General features: G+C 68.9%; 23 protein-coding genes. 22 read left to right on the top strand and 1 reads right to left on the bottom strand.

All coding sequences use genetic code 11. The annotated features are described in order from the left end of the window. Positions 1 to 48: 48 nt before the first annotated feature. From ACFVTH_RS03015 to ACFVTH_RS02960, 12 genes are all read left to right on the top strand, one after another. Positions 49 to 324: a hypothetical protein gene (locus ACFVTH_RS03015; protein ID WP_387086611.1), complete on the top strand. Its 276-nt coding sequence runs from the start codon at positions 49 to 51 to the stop codon at positions 322 to 324. Further along, complete coding sequence (locus tag ACFVTH_RS03010; protein WP_387086609.1) at positions 324 to 2,150, top strand: hypothetical protein; 1,827 nt, start codon at positions 324 to 326, stop codon at positions 2,148 to 2,150. The genes ACFVTH_RS03015 and ACFVTH_RS03010 overlap by 1 nt, the downstream gene beginning before the upstream one ends. Further along, positions 2,151 to 2,612: a hypothetical protein gene (locus ACFVTH_RS03005; protein ID WP_387086607.1), complete on the top strand. Its 462-nt coding sequence runs from the start codon at positions 2,151 to 2,153 to the stop codon at positions 2,610 to 2,612. After that, complete coding sequence (locus ACFVTH_RS03000; protein WP_387086605.1) at positions 2,609 to 3,277, top strand: hypothetical protein; 669 nt, start codon at positions 2,609 to 2,611, stop codon at positions 3,275 to 3,277. Before ACFVTH_RS03005 ends, ACFVTH_RS03000 begins: the two co-directional genes overlap by 4 nt. A 34-nt stretch (positions 3,278 to 3,311) precedes the next feature. Then, positions 3,312 to 3,863 (top strand): hypothetical protein, encoded by a 552-nt coding sequence (locus tag ACFVTH_RS02995; RefSeq protein ID WP_387086603.1) that lies wholly within the window; start codon positions 3,312 to 3,314, stop codon positions 3,861 to 3,863. A 38-nt stretch (positions 3,864 to 3,901) separates the two neighbouring features. Continuing rightward, a complete protein-coding gene (locus tag ACFVTH_RS02990) occupies positions 3,902 to 4,405 on the top strand; it encodes a DUF6121 family protein (RefSeq protein ID WP_387086601.1) in 504 nt (167 codons plus the stop codon). Positions 4,406 to 4,499: 94 nt separating this feature from the next. Continuing rightward, complete coding sequence (locus ACFVTH_RS02985) at positions 4,500 to 5,147, top strand: spermidine/putrescine ABC transporter substrate-binding protein (RefSeq protein WP_157423390.1); 648 nt, start codon at positions 4,500 to 4,502, stop codon at positions 5,145 to 5,147. Between the two features lie 234 nt (positions 5,148 to 5,381). Next, the gene (gene rpsL / locus ACFVTH_RS02980) at positions 5,382 to 5,756 is read left to right on the top strand and encodes a 30S ribosomal protein S12 (RefSeq protein WP_022889720.1); all 375 of its coding nucleotides are present in this window, start codon (positions 5,382 to 5,384) and stop codon (positions 5,754 to 5,756) included. Continuing rightward, positions 5,756 to 6,226: a 30S ribosomal protein S7 gene (gene rpsG / locus ACFVTH_RS02975; protein WP_022889721.1), complete on the top strand. Its 471-nt coding sequence runs from the start codon at positions 5,756 to 5,758 to the stop codon at positions 6,224 to 6,226. The genes rpsL and rpsG overlap by 1 nt, the downstream gene beginning before the upstream one ends. Before the next feature lie 84 nt (positions 6,227 to 6,310). Further along, positions 6,311 to 8,425 carry an elongation factor G gene (gene fusA / locus ACFVTH_RS02970; RefSeq protein ID WP_387086599.1) on the top strand — a complete coding sequence of 705 codons (2,115 nt, stop codon included), beginning with the start codon at positions 6,311 to 6,313 and terminating at the stop codon, positions 8,423 to 8,425. Positions 8,426 to 8,537: 112 nt separating this feature from the next. Further along, positions 8,538 to 9,731, top strand: coding sequence for an elongation factor Tu (gene tuf / locus ACFVTH_RS02965; protein ID WP_376944293.1), 1,194 nt, complete (start codon positions 8,538 to 8,540; stop codon positions 9,729 to 9,731). A 113-nt stretch (positions 9,732 to 9,844) separates the two neighbouring features. Beyond that, positions 9,845 to 11,059: an acyltransferase family protein gene (locus ACFVTH_RS02960; RefSeq protein ID WP_387086597.1), complete on the top strand. Its 1,215-nt coding sequence runs from the start codon at positions 9,845 to 9,847 to the stop codon at positions 11,057 to 11,059. 6 nt (positions 11,060 to 11,065) lie between these two features. Here the strand turns inward: ACFVTH_RS02960 and ACFVTH_RS02955 are convergent, their stop codons facing one another. Next, complete coding sequence (locus ACFVTH_RS02955) at positions 11,066 to 11,521, bottom strand: OsmC family protein (protein ID WP_387086595.1); 456 nt, start codon at positions 11,519 to 11,521, stop codon at positions 11,066 to 11,068. Between the two features lie 486 nt (positions 11,522 to 12,007). Between ACFVTH_RS02955 and rpsJ the strand changes: the two genes are divergently transcribed. From rpsJ to rpmC, 10 genes are read left to right on the top strand one after another with little or no spacing between them, the layout of a single operon-like run. Beyond that, on the top strand, positions 12,008 to 12,316 hold the full coding sequence (gene rpsJ / locus ACFVTH_RS02950) for a 30S ribosomal protein S10 (RefSeq protein WP_017201594.1): 309 nt from the start codon (positions 12,008 to 12,010) through the stop codon (positions 12,314 to 12,316). A gap of 8 nt (positions 12,317 to 12,324) precedes the next feature. Further along, entirely contained in the window at positions 12,325 to 12,981 is a 657-nt protein-coding gene (rplC, locus tag ACFVTH_RS02945) for a 50S ribosomal protein L3 (protein ID WP_386939676.1), read from the top strand. A 3-nt stretch (positions 12,982 to 12,984) separates the two neighbouring features. Then, positions 12,985 to 13,644 (top strand): 50S ribosomal protein L4, encoded by a 660-nt coding sequence (gene rplD, locus ACFVTH_RS02940; RefSeq protein ID WP_386939677.1) that lies wholly within the window; start codon positions 12,985 to 12,987, stop codon positions 13,642 to 13,644. Beyond that, the gene (rplW, locus tag ACFVTH_RS02935; protein ID WP_153685731.1) at positions 13,641 to 13,943 is read left to right on the top strand and encodes a 50S ribosomal protein L23; all 303 of its coding nucleotides are present in this window, start codon (positions 13,641 to 13,643) and stop codon (positions 13,941 to 13,943) included. Before rplD ends, rplW begins: the two co-directional genes overlap by 4 nt. A gap of 16 nt (positions 13,944 to 13,959) precedes the next feature. Continuing rightward, entirely contained in the window at positions 13,960 to 14,799 is an 840-nt protein-coding gene (gene rplB, locus ACFVTH_RS02930; protein ID WP_386939679.1) for a 50S ribosomal protein L2, read from the top strand. A gap of 12 nt (positions 14,800 to 14,811) precedes the next feature. Continuing rightward, on the top strand, positions 14,812 to 15,093 hold the full coding sequence (gene rpsS, locus ACFVTH_RS02925; RefSeq protein WP_022889728.1) for a 30S ribosomal protein S19: 282 nt from the start codon (positions 14,812 to 14,814) through the stop codon (positions 15,091 to 15,093). Between the two features lie 25 nt (positions 15,094 to 15,118). Further along, positions 15,119 to 15,484 (top strand): 50S ribosomal protein L22, encoded by a 366-nt coding sequence (gene rplV, locus ACFVTH_RS02920; protein ID WP_026378675.1) that lies wholly within the window; start codon positions 15,119 to 15,121, stop codon positions 15,482 to 15,484. Next, the gene (gene rpsC, locus ACFVTH_RS02915; protein ID WP_157423219.1) at positions 15,484 to 16,236 is read left to right on the top strand and encodes a 30S ribosomal protein S3; all 753 of its coding nucleotides are present in this window, start codon (positions 15,484 to 15,486) and stop codon (positions 16,234 to 16,236) included. The genes rplV and rpsC overlap by 1 nt, the downstream gene beginning before the upstream one ends. A 2-nt stretch (positions 16,237 to 16,238) precedes the next feature. Next, the gene (gene rplP / locus ACFVTH_RS02910; protein WP_149161171.1) at positions 16,239 to 16,658 is read left to right on the top strand and encodes a 50S ribosomal protein L16; all 420 of its coding nucleotides are present in this window, start codon (positions 16,239 to 16,241) and stop codon (positions 16,656 to 16,658) included. Next, complete coding sequence (gene rpmC, locus ACFVTH_RS02905) at positions 16,658 to 16,984, top strand: 50S ribosomal protein L29 (protein ID WP_386939681.1); 327 nt, start codon at positions 16,658 to 16,660, stop codon at positions 16,982 to 16,984. Before rplP ends, rpmC begins: the two co-directional genes overlap by 1 nt. Position 16,985 lies beyond the last annotated feature (1 nt).

Below are 16,985 nucleotides of genomic sequence, written 5' to 3'. Positions count from 1 at the left end.
GAGGACCGTCCCGGCCGGACACCGCGCCCGCATCGACAGGAGCCGCAGATGGGCATGATCAGACTCGACCTCGCCGTGATCGGCGAGGGGGCGCGCAACGCGAGCTCGCTCGCGAAGGCGTTCGACGGCACCGACGGCGTGGCCGGAGCGGCCGCCGACGCGTGCGGCCACGGCGACCTCGCCGGCACGATCCGCGACTTCGAGTCGACCTGGTCGCACCGGCGGGACGAGTTCGCCGAGCAGCTCGACACCGTCGCCGCCGCCCTCGGTGCGGTGCACGAGGCATTCACGACGCTCGACCGCGACCTGGCATCGGAGGGGTGATGCAACCGATCCACGGAGAGCCCGCGATCGTCCGTCGCAGCGGCGCACGGCTCGTCGACACCGCCGACGCGATCCGCAACGCGGTCGCGGAGCTCGAGGCGATCGCGAGCCCCGACGACATGCGCAGCCTCGCCCTCGACCGCATCCGGCGCGAGGCCGGCGCCCTCGCCGGCGAGATCAAGCGGGCCGAGTCGCGCTACTCCGAGACGGGGCGCGCGCTGCTCGACTTCGCCGCGGTCCACGAGCGCGTGCAGGCCGACGCCGCGGCGGCGATCGACGACGCCGAGGAGGCCGAGGCCGCGGCCGACCGGGCCGCGGTCGCGCGCCGCTCCGCGCTCCTCGAACTGCAGGCGCTCCCGCCCGCCTCCGACGCCGACGAACGCCGGGCCGCGGAGCGGAAGCTCGGCCGCGCCGGCGCCGCCGCCGACGAGCACGGTGCCGACGCGGCGGCCGCGCAGCGTCGGCACGCCCAAGCCGTCGAGGAGTTCGAACGCGCGGCCCGCCGCGCGATGGAGCGGATCGAGAACGTCGTCGAGGGCAGCGACCTCAACGACTCGCTCTGGGACCGCTTCACCGGCGCGCTCGACGGCCTCTTCGACTTCGTGCGCGACGCGGTCAAGGCGGTCTTCGAGGCGATCACGGCCATCGTCAAGGCCATCGTCGAGCTCATCACCGCGGTGCTCATCGTCATCGCCGCGCTCGTCCTCCTGGGGGTGCTCGCGCTGCTCGCGCTGGCGGTCCTCGCCCTGGCGGTCATCGCGCTCATCGCGGCGATCGCCCTGATCGCCTTCGCCGCGGTCGTCCTGCTGGCCATCGGCATGGCGCTCGTCGCGGTCGTGCTGCTGCTCGTCGCCCTCGTGACGGCGGCGGTGATCGGCCTGATCCTCACCGTGGTGATGTTCACCGTGGTGAATCTCATGACCGGCATGGACCCGATGGAAGCGCTCACCCAGGCGCTCATCGTGGCACTGTTCACGCTCGCGCCCGCGCTCTGGCTCGTCGTGAAGCTCGCCTCCGGGGCCGAGGCCGGCGACCCGGTCTTCGTCGATCGCACGCGGGGGTGGAAGCCCGAGCAGAACCAGGGCCTCGCCGACATGTTCGACGACCTCCAGGACATCGACGACGCGGGTCACCTCGACCCGAACGACCCCGACACCAACCACGAGTCGGTCGTGCGCATCGTGCCGTGCGTCGCCGCCGACGGCACCATCGTCTACCGCGTGCACATTCCGAGCACGCAGCAGTGGACGCCGGGCGGCGAGAGCGGCAACGACGTCACGAGCGACATCGTCGCGAAGATGGACCAGGCGCAGCAGACGCAGCTCGAGAAGATGGTGATCGCGGCGATGAAGGAGCACGGCATCCCCCCGGGGTCGCACGTGATGCTCGCCGGCTGGAGCCTCGGCGGCATCACCGCGGGCAACCTCGCCTCCGACCCCGACTTCACCTCGACGTACAAGGTCGATGCCATCGCCGTCGCCGGCTCGTCGGTCGACGACCTCCCGATTCCGCCGAGCGTCAGGGTGCTCGACGTCTCGCACACGACCGACCCCGTGCCGCGTACCGAGAACCCGTGGGCGCCCGACTACTCGAACCAGTCGAACCGCTACAAGATCGACGTCCCGCCCCCCGGCGGCGCCGATGCGCTCGGCCACGACTCGGAGAAGTACAAGACGACCATGCAGGACCAGGTCGACAAGGGCGGCTCGCCGCAGGGCACCGCGTTCATGGCCGACGATCCCGACGCCGACGACGGGATCCAGATCTCCGACTACTTCAGGCAGCCGACCAGCACGACCGACTACGCCTACACGAGGGGCGACTAGATGCGCGGCCGCAGCTCGCGCATGCTGCTCGGCGGAGCCGTCGTGCTCGCCGCGCTGACCGGGTGCACCGCGCCCACCACGGAGGGAACCGAGATGAAGATCGACGCCACGGAGATCGAGCGCGAGATCGAGTCGATCGACGGGGTCGCCGCGGCGACGATCGGCACCGCGAGCACCGGCACGCCGGGTTCGTACCGGCTCAGCGCGAAGATCGAGGTCGACGAGCAGGGCGACGCCGCCCTCGGCGACGTGCTCGTCGGCGCGGTGCGCGCGGTCGATGCGGGGGCCGACGGATTCACGACGTACGCCTTCCACGTGGCGGCGCCCGACCCCGCCGGCGGCGACGTCCCGGTCGAGCAACGGCTCGAGGACCGGCGGACCGAGATCCCCATCGAGGTCGGCGCCTATCGCGGCAGCGGGCTCGTGCTCACCGACGACGAGCTCGCCGAGGCCGCCGGGTGACGGCGGAGCAGCCCGCGCTGGAGTTCCGGCTTCCGGGGGAGTGGTGGGAGGTGCCGCTCGGTTCGCAGGCGGAGGCCGCCGAGTCGATCCGCGCGCTCGTCCGACGCGAGTACGGCCGGCGCGACGAGGACGCGGCGGTCCGTGCCGAGCACCGACGCAGGCTGACGGATGCCGCGGGGCGGGCGATCTCCGCCGGCGCGACTCAGCAGCACATCGCGCTGCGGATGGCCTCGCGGGCGACGCTCGCGACGACGCTCATCGAGTACCGGCCGGCGCTTCCGCTCGGCGATCGCGCCGAGCCCGCACTCGTCGCCGAGGGGCTCGTCGCAGGCCTGTTCGGCGGAACCGCGGGCGCCGACTCCGATCGCCTGTGGTCCGACTTCGCCGCCGACGGGGGCGTGGCCTTCGAGAAGGGCGACTCGATCGTGCTGCGCCGTTCGCGCCGCATCGCGTCCGGGACCGGCGGCGACGAGGCGGAGGCGCTGCAGGTCGACTACTGGCTCACCGAGCCGGGTCGTGCCGCCGCCGTCCTCGTCGGATTCTCGACGATCCTCGTCGACGCGGGCCCCATGATGATCGAGCTCTTCGACGCGATCATCGCGGCGGCCGACTGGCGCTCGGCGGGGCGCACGGGCGATCTGCGGGCCGAACTCGCCTCGGGGTGACGCGCGGCGAGGGCCCGCGTGCGATGCTGTCCTGATGAGACTCGAACTCGATGCCCCGAGCAGCGCCTGGGTGCGCGTGCCCACCGAGCCCTCGAGCGAGGGCGCCGAGGCCTGGCTCGAGGAGGCGATGGACGCGGTCCGCCGCCGGCACGCCGACGCGTCGGCCGAGCAGCTCGAGGCCGTCCGCCGCATGCTGGGGCAGGTGCGCGAGCAGCTCCTGCCCGGCGCCGCGGTCGGCCTCGTGTACCTGCCCGAGCCCAGGCCCTTCGGGCTCGTCGTGAGCATGGGCGTCTCCGCGCCGCAGGTGATCGAGGGCTCGCTCGTCCGAGCGCTCCTCGGCGACGCCGAGCTCGTCGGGCGCCCGATCGTCGACCCGGTGCAGGTGCCCGGACTCGGCGACGGCATCTCGGTGCGCTGCCTGTTCGCGCCGGCACCCGAGCGGAAGCCGGCGGCCGGCCTCGCGTACCTCCTCCAGGGCGAGCGGGCGACGGTGCGGGTCATGGCGAGCCCCGCCCCCCAGGAGCTCGTCGCGCACGCGGCGCCCTCGCTCGCGAAGATCGTCGCCTCGCTGCGCCTCGTCGACTGAGCGTCCGCCGGCCGGCCGAACCGGCGTAGCCTCGGAGCATGAGCTCCGAACCGCGCGGCACCGAGTCGCAGCGCACGCGCGACGCGTGGGTCGTCGCGAGCTTCGCGGCCGCACTGGACCTCGCGCTTGTCGTCTGCGGGTTCGGCTTCGTCAGCCTGCTGCTCGACCTCGAGGTCGTGGGGGATCCGACGGTCGGCCTCTTCGTCGGGCCCGCGGCGGTCGGGGCATCCGTCGTCGTGCTCTTCGTCGCCCTGGGTGTGCTGCTGCGCCGCCCCGAGCGCATGGCGAGCACGGTCGTCGTCGCCGCGGCGGCGAGCTGGCTCGCCTTCGTCGGCGTCGCCGCGATCGGGCACCTGCTGGGCTCGTCGTCGGCCGTGCTCGCGAGCCTGCGCTTCGCGCTGGTCTTCGGGGTCGGCTGGTTCGGCCTGCTCGTGCCCGCGTGCGCGGCGCTCACCGCGTCGCTCGCCGTCCTCGTCGCCCGCGGCAGGCGGGGCGGGATGGAGCGCCCTCGCTGGCCGTGGGAGCGCGACGAGGAGGAATAGGGGCTGCCCCGCGCCCCCGCGCGGGCGGGTCGCGGCGCGCCACTCGTTCGCCGGCTGGGGACGCCGCGGCATCCGGCGCAGTATCGTGAACCCGATGGAGGGTTCGGTCGAGGCGCGCGTGAGCCACGAGGTCGACCGCTGGCTGCAGTGGCTGCCGCGGTGGCGACCGGGCACCCATCGCGCCCGCGTGCGGCTGTGCCAGCGCTGCTTCGGCTCGCCGATCCTCGCCGCGGCCGGGCTCGACGTCGACATCCCGCACCCCGTGCAGCACGCCTTCTCGATGCGCATGAAGGGGGTCATCGACGTCTCCGTCGACGACTACACCGCCCGCAACCTGCCGATGCTGCACCGCGAGATCCGGCTCGCCGAAGAGCGCAAGGCGCGGCGCCCGTACCGCGCGGGGGAGGGGCTCGACCCCGAGTACCTCGGCCTCGAGGTCGATCCCGAGCCGGTGCCCGACCAGCCGTTCCTCTTCACGCTCGGCGGGCTCGAGGCGGTCACCGCAGCCGAGGCGAACGAGCCGGCGCCGCGCCCGTTCACGCTGGAGGAGAAGGAGGCGCTCCGCGAGGAGGTGCGCCTCGCCGACGAGTTCGCGAAGCAGCTCGGCCGACGCATCTGCATCGAGCTCGCCCAGCACCGCTACCGCATCGGCAACGCGATCGAGCGACTCGTCGAGCCGCAGGTCGCCGAGATGCTCGCCGATCTCGACCGCGAACTCGACGCCCCGGGGTGGCCGGGCTGATCGCGCCGGCGCGGACGGCTGCGCCACCGGGCCTCATTTGACCGCAAGGTTACGTGGCATTACCATTGATCGGGTGTGTGCGCTCCGGCGTGCGCATTCGGGTGCCCGCGATGTTCAGCGGATCGCCCCCACGGCATACCCACCACTGAAGGCTCCGCGGCTCCGCGGTGCCGGTGGGTCGTGATGTGAAATCCATCAAACGCTGTCACCGTGCAGCACCAACAAGGAGAAGCAGTGCCAACCATTCAGCAGTTGGTCCGCAAGGGTCGCTCGCCGAAGGTCACCAAGACCAAGGCTCCCGCCCTGAAGGCCAACCCCCAGCAGCGCGGCGTGTGCACGCGTGTGTACACCACCACCCCGAAGAAGCCGAACTCCGCGCTCCGCAAGGTCGCACGTGTGAAGCTCTCCAACGGCACCGAGGTCACCGCCTACATCCCCGGTGAGGGCCACAACCTGCAGGAGCACTCGATGGTGCTCGTTCGCGGCGGTCGTGTGAAGGACCTCCCGGGTGTCCGCTACAAGATCATCCGCGGCGCCCTCGACACGCAGGCCGTGAAGAACCGCAAGCAGGCTCGCAGCCGCTACGGCGCGAAGATGGAGAAGAAGTAATGCCTCGCAAGGGACCCGCTCCGAAGCGCCCCGTCGTCGCAGACCCCGTCTACGGCTCGCCGGTCGTCAGCCAGCTCGTCAACAAGATCCTCGTCGACGGCAAGAAGGACCTCGCCCAGCGCATCGTCTACGAGGCGCTCGAGAACGTCGCCGCCAAGTCCGGCCAGGACGCGGTCGCCACCCTCAAGAAGGCGCTCGACAACGTGCGCCCCACCCTCGAGGTGCGCTCGCGCCGCGTCGGCGGCTCGACCTACCAGGTCCCCGTCGAGGTCAAGCCCCACCGCGCGAACACCCTGGCGCTCCGCTGGCTCACCAGCTACGCCAAGGCCCGTCGCGAGAAGACCATGACCGAGCGTCTCACCAACGAGATCCTCGACGCGTCGAACAGCCTGGGTGCTGCGGTCAAGCGCCGCGAAGACACCCACAAGATGGCCGAGTCGAACCGCGCCTTCGCCCACTACCGCTGGTAGTCGGGCCGAGCGGATGCCTCGGCTCGCGCCGGGGCATCCGCTCTCCCCCTCACTTCCGTTCCTGAACCTTCCGGAGGAACCCCCGTGGCACAAGACGTGCTCACCGACCTGAGCAAGGTCCGCAACATCGGCATCATGGCCCACATCGATGCCGGCAAGACCACCACCACCGAGCGCATCCTGTTCTACACGGGCGTCAACCACAAGCTCGGCGAGACGCACGACGGTGCCTCGACGACCGACTGGATGGAGCAGGAGAAGGAGCGCGGCATCACGATCACGTCTGCCGCCGTGACCTGCTTCTGGAACAAGAACCAGATCAACATCATCGACACCCCCGGCCACGTGGACTTCACGGTCGAGGTCGAGCGCTCGCTCCGCGTGCTCGACGGCGCCGTCGCCGTCTTCGACGGCAAGGAGGGCGTCGAGCCCCAGTCCGAGACGGTGTGGCGTCAGGCCGACAAGTACAACGTGCCGCGCATCTGCTTCGTCAACAAGATGGACAAGCTCGGTGCCGACTTCTACTTCACGGTCGACACGATCGTCAGCCGCCTCGGCGCCAAGCCGCTGGTGCTGCAGCTCCCGATCGGTGCCGAGAACGACTTCATCGGCGTCGTCGACCTGATCGAGATGCGCGCCCTCGTGTGGCCCGGCGACGCCAAGGGCGACGTGACCATGGGCGCCAAGTACGAGGTCCAGGAGATCCCCGCCGACCTCAAGGAGAAGGCCGAGGAGTACCGCCAGACCCTGCTCGAGACCGTCGCCGAGACCGACGACGCCCTCCTCGAGAAGTTCTTCGGCGGCGAGGAGCTCACGGTCGCCGAGATCAAGGGCGCCATCCGCAAGATGGTCGTCAACTCGGAGATCTACCCCGTGCTCTGCGGCTCGGCGTTTAAGAACCGCGGTGTGCAGCCGATGCTCGACGCGGTCATCGACTACCTGCCGTCGCCGCTCGACGTCCCCGCCATCGAGGGCCGCAACCCCCGCAACGAGGACGAGGTCATCGAGCGTCACCCCGACGCCACCGACCCGTTCGCGGCGCTCGCGTTCAAGGTCGCGGTGCACCCCTTCTTCGGCCGCCTCACCTACGTGCGCGTCTACTCGGGTCAGCTCGACTCGGGTGCCCAGGTCGTCAACTCGACCAAGGGCAAGAAGGAGCGCATCGGCAAGATCTTCCAGATGCACGCCAACAAGGAGAACCCGGTCGACTCGGTCACCGCGGGCAACATCTACGCGGTCATCGGCCTCAAGGACACGACCACGGGCGACACCCTGTGCGACCCCGACAACCAGGTCGTGCTCGAGTCGATGACCTTCCCCGAGCCCGTCATCGAGGTCGCCATCGAGCCGAAGACCAAGGCCGACCAGGAGAAGCTGGGCACCGCGATCCAGAAGCTCGCCGAGGAAGACCCCACGTTCCGCACCGAGCTCAACCAGGAGACCGGCCAGACGGTCATCAAGGGCATGGGCGAGCTGCACCTCGACATCCTCGTGGACCGCATGAAGCGCGAGTTCAAGGTCGAGGCGAACGTCGGCAAGCCCCAGGTCGCCTACCGCGAGACCATCCGTCGCGCGGTCGAGCGCCACGACTACACCCACAAGAAGCAGACGGGTGGTTCCGGCCAGTTCGCGAAGATCCAGTTCGCGCTCGAGCCGCTCGAGGTCGAGGGCGACAAGATCTACGAGTTCTCGAACGAGGTCACGGGCGGTCGCATCCCCCGCGAGTACATCCCCTCGGTCGACGCGGGCTTCCAGGACGCCATGCAGTACGGCATCCTCGCGGGCTTCCCGATGGTGGGCGTCAAGGCGCGCCTCATCGACGGTGCCGCCCACGACGTCGACTCCTCGGAGATGGCGTTCAAGATCGCCGGCTCGATGGGCTTCAAGGAAGCCGCTCGCAAGGCGAACCCCGTTCTGCTCGAACCGCTGATGAGCGTCGAGGTCCGTACTCCCGAGGAGTACATGGGCGACGTCATCGGCGACCTGAACTCGCGCCGCGGCCAGATCCAGTCCATGGAGGACGCCGCCGGTGTGAAGGTCGTGCGTGCGCACGTCCCGCTCTCGGAGATGTTCGGCTACATCGGTGACCTGCGGTCGAAGACCTCGGGCCGCGCGGTGTACTCGATGGAGTTCGAGAGCTACGCGGAGGTCCCGAAGGCTGTCGCCGACGAGATCGTCCAGAAGAACAAGGGCGAATAGCCCTGCCCGCACGAACCTTCCGGTTCGCGTAACATATCAACACAACCCCCGTAGGCCACCGGTCGCAATCCAGCGCCCGGCGGCTCTACACGAGTCCTGAGGAGGACCCACAGTGGCTAAGGCCAAGTTCGAGCGGACCAAGCCGCACGTCAACATCGGAACGATCGGTCACGTCGACCACGGCAAGACCACGCTCACCGCTGCGATCTCGAAGGTGCTTGCTGACAAGTACCCCTCGGCGACCAACGTTCAGCGCGACTTCGCGTCGATCGACTCGGCTCCCGAAGAGCGTCAGCGCGGCATCACGATCAACATCTCGCACGTCGAGTACGAGACGCCGAAGCGCCACTACGCGCACGTCGACGCCCCTGGTCACGCCGACTACATCAAGAACATGATCACCGGTGCGGCTCAGATGGACGGCGCGATCCTCGTGGTCGCCGCCACCGACGGCCCGATGGCTCAGACGCGTGAGCACGTGCTGCTCGCCAAGCAGGTCGGCGTCCCCTACCTGCTGGTCGCGCTCAACAAGAGCGACATGGTCGACGACGAGGAGATCCTGGAGCTCGTCGAGCTCGAGGTCCGCGAGCTGCTCTCGTCGCAGGGCTTCCCCGGCGACGACGCTCCGGTCGTTCGCGTCTCGGGCCTCAAGGCGCTCGAGGGCGACGAGAAGTGGGTCAACTCGGTTCTCGAGCTCATGGAGGCCGTCGACTCGTCCGTGCCCGACCCGGTGCGCGACCGCGACAAGCCGTTCCTCATGCCCGTCGAGGACGTCTTCACCATCACCGGCCGTGGCACGGTCGTCACGGGCCGCGCCGAGCGTGGCACGCTGAAGATCAACTCCGAGGTCGAGATCGTCGGCATCCGCCCGACGCAGAAGACCACCGTCACCGGTATCGAGATGTTCCACAAGCAGCTCGACGAGGCATGGGCCGGCGAGAACTGCGGTCTCCTGCTCCGCGGCACCAAGCGCGAGGACGTCGAGCGCGGCCAGGTCGTCGTGGCCCCGGGTTCGGTCACCCCCCACACCAACTTCGAGGGCACTGCCTACATCCTCTCGAAGGACGAGGGCGGCCGTCACAACCCGTTCTACGCGAACTACCGTCCGCAGTTCTACTTCCGCACCACCGACGTCACCGGCGTCATCACGCTGCCCGAGGGCACCGAGATGGTCATGCCCGGCGACACCACCGACATGGTCGTCGAGCTGATCCAGCCGATCGCCATGGAGGAGGGCCTCGGCTTCGCCATCCGCGAGGGTGGCCGCACCGTCGGCGCCGGTACCGTCACGAAGATCATCAAGTAATCTTCGCGATACGCGACCTGTGAGGGGGTCGGGCTTCGGCCCGGCCCCCTTCGTCGTTCCCGGATTCCGCAACCCCTTGGGGGAACGATCCCCTCAGCCGTAGTGTTGAGCCGATGGCCGAATCACCCTCGCCATTCGCTCGATCCACGGTACGTCCCGAGATCCAGGCTCTCCGGGCCGTCGCCGTGGGGGCCGTCGTGCTCCATCACGGATGGCCGGCCGTCGCCCCCGCGGGCTACATGGGCGTCGACGTCTTCTTCGTCGTCTCGGGATTCCTCATCACCGGCCTCCTCATGCGGGAGATTGAGCGGACCGGCCGGCTCTCGCTTCGCGACTTCTACCTGCGCAGGGCCAGGCGCATCCTGCCCGCGGCGATCGCGACGCTCGCAGCGGTCTCCGCGCTGACCCTGCTGCTCGTGCCGCAGCGCGAGTGGCGTCCCTGGTTCCGCGAGATCGTCGCCTCGACCCTCTACTACGAGAACTGGCAGCTCGCCGTCGACTCCCAGATCCCGCGTCGCGCCGATCTCGAGTCCACCCCGGTGCAGCATTTCTGGTCGCTGTCGGTCGAGGAGCAGTTCTACCTGTTCTGGCCGCTGCTCATCATCGTCGCGCTGTGGATCGCGGCCAGGCGGGGAGCGGCATCCACCACCGTGGTGCTCGTGCTGCTGTCCGTCGTGACCGTCGCCTCCTTCGTGCACTCGGTGCTCCTCACCGCTCAGGATGCGAACCTCGCCTACTTCTCGACCTTCGCCCGCACCTGGGAGTTCGGCATCGGCGGAGTCCTCGCGATCGTGAGCCGAGCGCCGCTCACCGGGCGCGCGGCACTGCGCTCGGTCGTCTCGTGGGCCGGCCTCGTGATGATCGCGGTCCCGATCGTCGCATTCCGCTCGCCCGAGGTGTTCCCCGGACTGGTCGTGCTCCTCCCGGTGATCGGCACGCTCGCGGTGATCTGGGCCGGGATGCCGGAGCGAGCCTGGTCGCCCGCGGTCGTCGCGCGCCTCCGACCGGTGCAGTGGACCGGCGACGTCTCCTACTCGCTCTACCTCTGGCACTGGCCGATCTTCATGTTCACCCCGTACCTGACGGGGGTGCCGAGCCCGCCGTGGCTGATGGTGATCCTCGTCGCGCTCTCGGTCCTCGTCGCAGGGTTGTCGAAGCGCTGGATCGAGGATCCGTTCCGCCACGGGCGCCGGGGGCTCAGGCTGCGGCCGGTGTTCCTGATCAGCGGGCTCGCCGGCCTGATCGCCGTCATCGTGGGTGCGGGCGTCGTCGCGCCGAGCGTGGCGGGGGAGCGGGCGGTGGCCTGCGAGCGCTCCGTCGAGGACTGAGCCGGGCTACGCCGGGGAACCGTCGATGGTGGTGTCGAGGTCGATGCTGCCCTCGACGCTGCGCGCCACGGTGCATCCCCGCTCGATCGCCCTCGCCATGATCTCGATGAGCTTGGTGCGGTCGGATGCCTCGAGCCCGCCGAGATCGACGAGCAGCTCCTCCTCGACGCGGGTGTACCGGTTCGTCTCGGGGTCGCTCATCCCGTGCGCCCAGATCGTGATCGCGTAGTCGTCCCCGAGTCGCCGCGCGGCGACGCGGTCCGTGCTGAGGCCCGCGCAGCCGATGAGGGCGAGCTTCAGCAGCTCGCCGGGCGAGAAGTGCTCGCCCTCGAGCTCGTCGCCGCCGATGCGCACGGTGGCGCCCCGCTCGTTCAGGCCCTCGTAGCGGCGCGGGCCGGTGCGCGTGACCGAGACGCTGCCCCGTCCGATCCGTTCGCTGACCTGATGTGCGTGCTCGCTCATTCCGCCTCCAGAGGGGGTCGTGGACTCTGCATCCATCATGCGCCATCACGCGGAACGGGGCCCGATCCTGCGACGTCCCTGTGAGGACCGCCGGGCGCGACACGCCCGGGTTGCACGGAGGTCCCGACTGTGGCAAACTCGATGAGTTCAACATTTCGAACGCGTGCCCTCGTGCGCGCGTTCGAATCACTGTCAGGCAGTGCATAACCACTCGAAGCGCAGCTCCGGGGTCAGGTTAGGCGGCAGGCAGCAGAACACACAACCGACAACCACCTGGCATGGGCCTTCCCATGCTGCGTGCGCGCCGGTTGGGGCTCGAAGGTCGAGCGTGTCGAGGGCACCGCCCCGGGTCATCCGGGCGGGTGGCTTCGACAGGCTCGATCACCGGCCTTTGACAGAAGAACAGTGGTGCTTCACACGGAGTAGCTACGCGGCGTCCGATGCCCTCGGAAGGGGTAAGACGCCTTGACAGAGAGAGAGTCAGCAATGGCGGGACAGAAGATCCGCATTCGACTGAAGTCGTATGACCACGAGGTCATCGACACCTCGGCGCGCAAGATCGTCGACACGGTGACCCGCGCGGGCGCCACGGTCGTCGGCCCCGTGCCGCTTCCGACGGAGAAGAACGTGGTGTGCGTCATCCGCTCGCCCCACAAGTACAAGGACAGCCGCGAGCACTTCGAGATGCGCACCCACAAGCGTCTCATCGACATCGTGGACCCGACGCCCAAGGCCGTCGACTCGCTGATGCGTCTCGACCTGCCGGCCGACGTCAACATCGAGATCAAGCTCTGAGGTAACAGATGTCTTCCGCTACCAAGAACGTGAAGGGTCTGCTCGGCACCAAGCTCGGCATGACCCAGGTCTGGGATGAGAACAACAAGCTCGTCCCCGTGACCGTCATCGAGATCGCTCCGAACGTGGTCACGCAGCTCCGCACCGTCGAGAAGGACGGCTACGAGGCCGTGCAGATCGCCGCCGGCGCCATCGACCCGCGCAAGGTGAACCAGCCCGCCGCCGGCCACTTCCAGGCCGCAGGCGTGACGCCGCGTCGCCACGTGACCGAGATCCGCACCGCGGACGCCGCGTCGTACTCGCTGGGCCAGGAGCTCGCGGTCGAGGGCGCCTTCGAGGCCGGCCAGCTCGTCGACGTCGTCGGCACGAGCAAGGGCAAGGGCTTCGCCGGTGTCATGAAGCGCCACAACTTCAAGGGCGTCTCGGCCTCGCACGGTGCTCACCGCAACCACCGCAAGCCCGGTTCGATCGGTGCCTCGTCGACCCCCAGCCGTGTCTTCAAGGGCATGCGCATGGCCGGTCGCATGGGTGGCGAGCGCGTGACCGTGCTGAACCTCCGCGTGCACGCCGTCGACGCCGAGAAGGGCCTGCTGCTCGTCAAGGGCGCGGTTCCCGGTGCTCGCGGCCGTCTCGTTTTCGTCCGCAACGCAGTGAAGGGGGCGTAGTCCATGGCTACCGCCAACACCATCGACGTGCTCGACGCGACCGGCAAGAAGTCCGGCTCGTTCGAGCTGCCCGCCGAGCTCTTCGACGTGCAGACCAACGTCCCGCTCATCCACCAGGTCGTCGTCGCGCAGCTCGCTGCGGCGCGCCAGGGCACGCACAAGACCAAGACCCGCGGCGAGGTCTCGGGTGCCGGTCGCAAGCCGTTCAAGCAGAAGGGCACCGGCCGCGCTCGTCAGGGCTCGATCCGCGCTCCGCACATGACCGGCGGTGGCGTCGTGCACGGCCCGCAGCCGCGCGACTACTCGCAGCGGACCCCCAAGAAGATGATCGCCGCGGCTCTGCTCGGCGCCCTCTCCGACCGCGCTCGCGGCGGCCGCATCCACGCGGTCTCGGGCTTCGTCCCCGGTGAGGCCCCCCGCACGAAGGATGCGATCGCGCTCCTCGGCGGCATCGCCCCGGCCAAGCACTTCCTGGTCGTGCTCACGCGCGATGAGGAGCTCGCCGAGCGCGCCGTCCGCAACATCCCGACCGTGCACGTGCTGCCGGTCGACCAGCTCAACGCCTACGACGTGCTCGTCGCCGACGACATCGTCTTCAGCGCCGCCGCGCTCGAGGCCTTCGTGGCCGCGAAGTCGGCGAAGAAGGAAGAGGTCTCCGCATGAGCGCCGCTCACAACAAGGACCCGCGCGACATCATCATCGCGCCGGTCGTCTCGGAGAAGAGCTACGGCCTGATCGACGAGGGCAAGTACACGTTCATCGTGGACCCCCGCTCGAACAAGACCGAGATCAAGCTCGCCATCGAGAAGATCTTCAACGTCCAGGTGGCGTCGATCAACACCCTGAACCGTCAGGGCAAGACCCGCCGCACCCGGTTCGGCATGGGCAAGCGCAAGGACACGAAGCGCGCGATCGTCACCCTCAAGTCCGGCTCGATCGACATCTTCACGGCTGTCGGCTAAGGAGCAGAGGTAGAAAATGGCTATTCGTAAGTACAAGCCCACGACCCCGGGTCGTCGCGGTTCGTCGGTCGCCGACTTCGCGGAGATCACGCGTTCGACTCCTGAGAAGTCGCTGCTCCGCCCCCTGTCGAAGACCGGTGGTCGCAACAACCAGGGCCGCATCACGACCCGTCACATCGGTGGTGGCCACAAGCGCCAGTACCGCGTGATCGACTTCCGTCGCAACGACAAGGACGGCGTCAACGCCAAGGTCGCTCACATCGAGTACGACCCCAACCGCACCGCGCGCATCGCGCTGCTGCACTTCGTCGACGGCACGAAGCGCTACATCCTGGCTCCGAACAAGCTCTCGCAGGGCGACATCGTCGAGTCGGGCCCCGGCGCCGACATCAAGCCGGGCAACAACCTGCCGCTGAAGAACATCCCCACCGGTACCGTCGTGCACGCCATCGAGCTGCGCCCCGGTGGCGGTGCCAAGATGGCTCGCTCGGCCGGCGCCTCGGTGCGTCTCGTCGCCAAGGACGGCCCCTACGCGCAGCTCCGTCTGCCGTCGGGCGAGATCCGCAACGTCGACGCGCGCTGCCGCGCGACCGTCGGCGAGGTCGGCAACGCCGAGCAGTCGAACATCAACTGGGGCAAGGCCGGCCGCAAGCGCTGGAAGGGCGTCCGCCCGACCGTCCGCGGTGTCGCGATGAACCCGATCGACCACCCGCACGGTGGTGGTGAGGGCAAGACCTCCGGTGGTCGTCACCCGGTCAGCCCGTGGGGTCAGGCCGAGGGCCGCACTCGTCGCCCCAACAAGGAAAGCGACAAGCTCATCGTCCGTCGTCGCACCGTCGGCAAGAAGCGCAAGTAGGAGTAAGAGAAGATGCCTCGCAGTCTCAAGAAGGGCCCCTTCGTCGACGAGCACCTGCTTCGCAAGGTCGTCGTCCAGAACGAAGCCGGTTCGAAGAACGTCATCAAGACGTGGTCGCGCCGCTCGATGATCATCCCGGCCATGCTCGGCCACACGATCGCCGTGCACGACGGCCGCAAGCACATCCCGGTGTTCGTCACCGAGACCATGGTGGGTCACAAGCTCGGCGAGTTCGCCCCCACCCGCACCTTCCGTGGTCACGTGAAGGACGACAAGAAGGGCCGCCGCCGCTGACGCGGTGGCGTGAAGGAGGAAAGAAATGGTGGAGTCGATCGCACGCGTGCGTCACATCCGCGTGACCCCCATGAAGGCCCGTCGTGTCGTCAACATGATCCGCGGCAAGCAGGCTCAGGAGGCCCTGGCCATCCTGAAGTTCGCCCCCCAGGGTGCGAGCGAGCCCGTGTACAAGCTCGTCGCCTCGGCCATCGCGAACGCTCGCGTCAAGGCCGATGCAACGAACACCTATCTGGACGAGCAGGACCTCTACATCAGCCGCGCATTCGTCGATGAGGGCACCACCCTCAAGCGTTTCCAGCCGCGTGCGCAGGGTCGTGCCTTCCGCATCAACAAGCGAACGAGCCACATCACCGTCGTGCTCGCCACGCCCGAGGAGGGTACGAAGTAATGGGTCAGAAGGTCAACCCGTACGGCTTCCGTCTCGGCATCACCACCGACCACGTGTCGCGGTGGTTCTCCGACTCGACGAAGCCCGGACAGCGCTACGCCGACTACCTCGCCGAGGATGTCAAGATCCGTCGTCTGCTCCAGACGTCGCTCGACCGCGCGGGTGTCTCGCGCATCGAGATCGAGCGCACCCGCGACCGCGTCCGCGTGGACATCCACACGGCGCGTCCCGGCATCGTGATCGGCCGCCGCGGCGCCGAGGCCGAGCGCATCCGCGCCGACCTCGAGAAGCTCACCGGCAAGCAGATCCAGCTCAACATCCTCGAGGTGAAGAACCCCGAGGCCGACGCCCAGCTCGTCGCGCAGGGCATCGCCGAGCAGCTCTCCGCTCGCGTGGCGTTCCGCCGCGCGATGCGCAAGGGCCTGCAGGGCGCGCAGCGCGCCGGCGCCAAGGGCGTCCGCATCCAGGTGTCGGGCCGTCTCGGCGGCGCCGAGATGAGCCGCTCGGAGTTCTACCGCGAAGGCCGTGTGCCCCTGCACACCCTCCGCGCGAACATCGACTACGGGTTCTACGAGGCCAAGACCACCTTCGGCCGCATCGGCGTGAAGGTCTGGATCTACAAGGGCGACATCACCAACAAGGAACTCGCGCGCGAGCAGGCGGCCCAGAAGCCGTCTCGCGACCGCAACGACCGTCCCCGTCGCGACCGCGCCCCCAAGGCCGAGCCGGCGACCGCAGGAGTTGAGGCATAACCATGTTGATTCCCCGTCGAGTCAAGTACCGCAAGCAGCACCACCCCGGCCGCTCGGGCCAGGCCACCGGTGGCACCAAGGTGTCGTTCGGTGAGTTCGGCATCCAGGCGCTGACGCCCGCTTACGTGACCAACCGTCAGATCGAGTCCGCTCGTATCGCGATGACGCGTCACATCAAGCGCGGCGGCAAGGTGTGGATCAACATCTACCCCGACCGTCCGCTCACGAAGAAGCCCGCCGAGACCCGAATGGGTTCCGGTAAGGGTTCGCCCGAGTGGTGGGTCGCCAACGTCAAGCCGGGTCGCGTCCTCTTCGAGGTCTCGGGCGTCTCCGAGGAGCTCGCCCGCGAAGCCATGACCCGTGCCATCCACAAGCTGCCCCTCAAGGCACGCATCATCAAGCGCGAGGAGGGCGACGCATAATGGCCGTCGGCACCAAGGAGCTCAGCCCCGCAGAGCTCGACACCTTTGAAGACGAGCGACTCGTCGACGAGCTGAAGAAGGCCAAGGAAGAGCTGTTCAACCTGCGCTTCCAGTCGGCCACCGGTCAGCTCGAGAGCCACGGCCGCCTCCGTGCGGTCAAGCGCGACATCGCCCGCATCTACACGGTCATCCGTGAGCGCGAGCTCGGCATCCGTGCCACGCCCGCGCCGGTCGAGGCGGCTCCCGCCAAGGCCGAGAAGAAGACGAAGAAGGCCAAGGCCGAGGCGGATGCCCCGGCTGAGGCCGCAGAGACGAAGGAGGCCTGAT

The sequence above is a fragment of the Agromyces sp. NPDC058104 genome (assembly GCF_042884835.1).
Classification (GTDB): Bacteria; Actinomycetota; Actinomycetes; order Actinomycetales; family Microbacteriaceae; genus Agromyces.
Note: the sequence above shows the minus strand (reverse complement) of the source record. Positions and strands in the feature narration are given on the sequence as shown.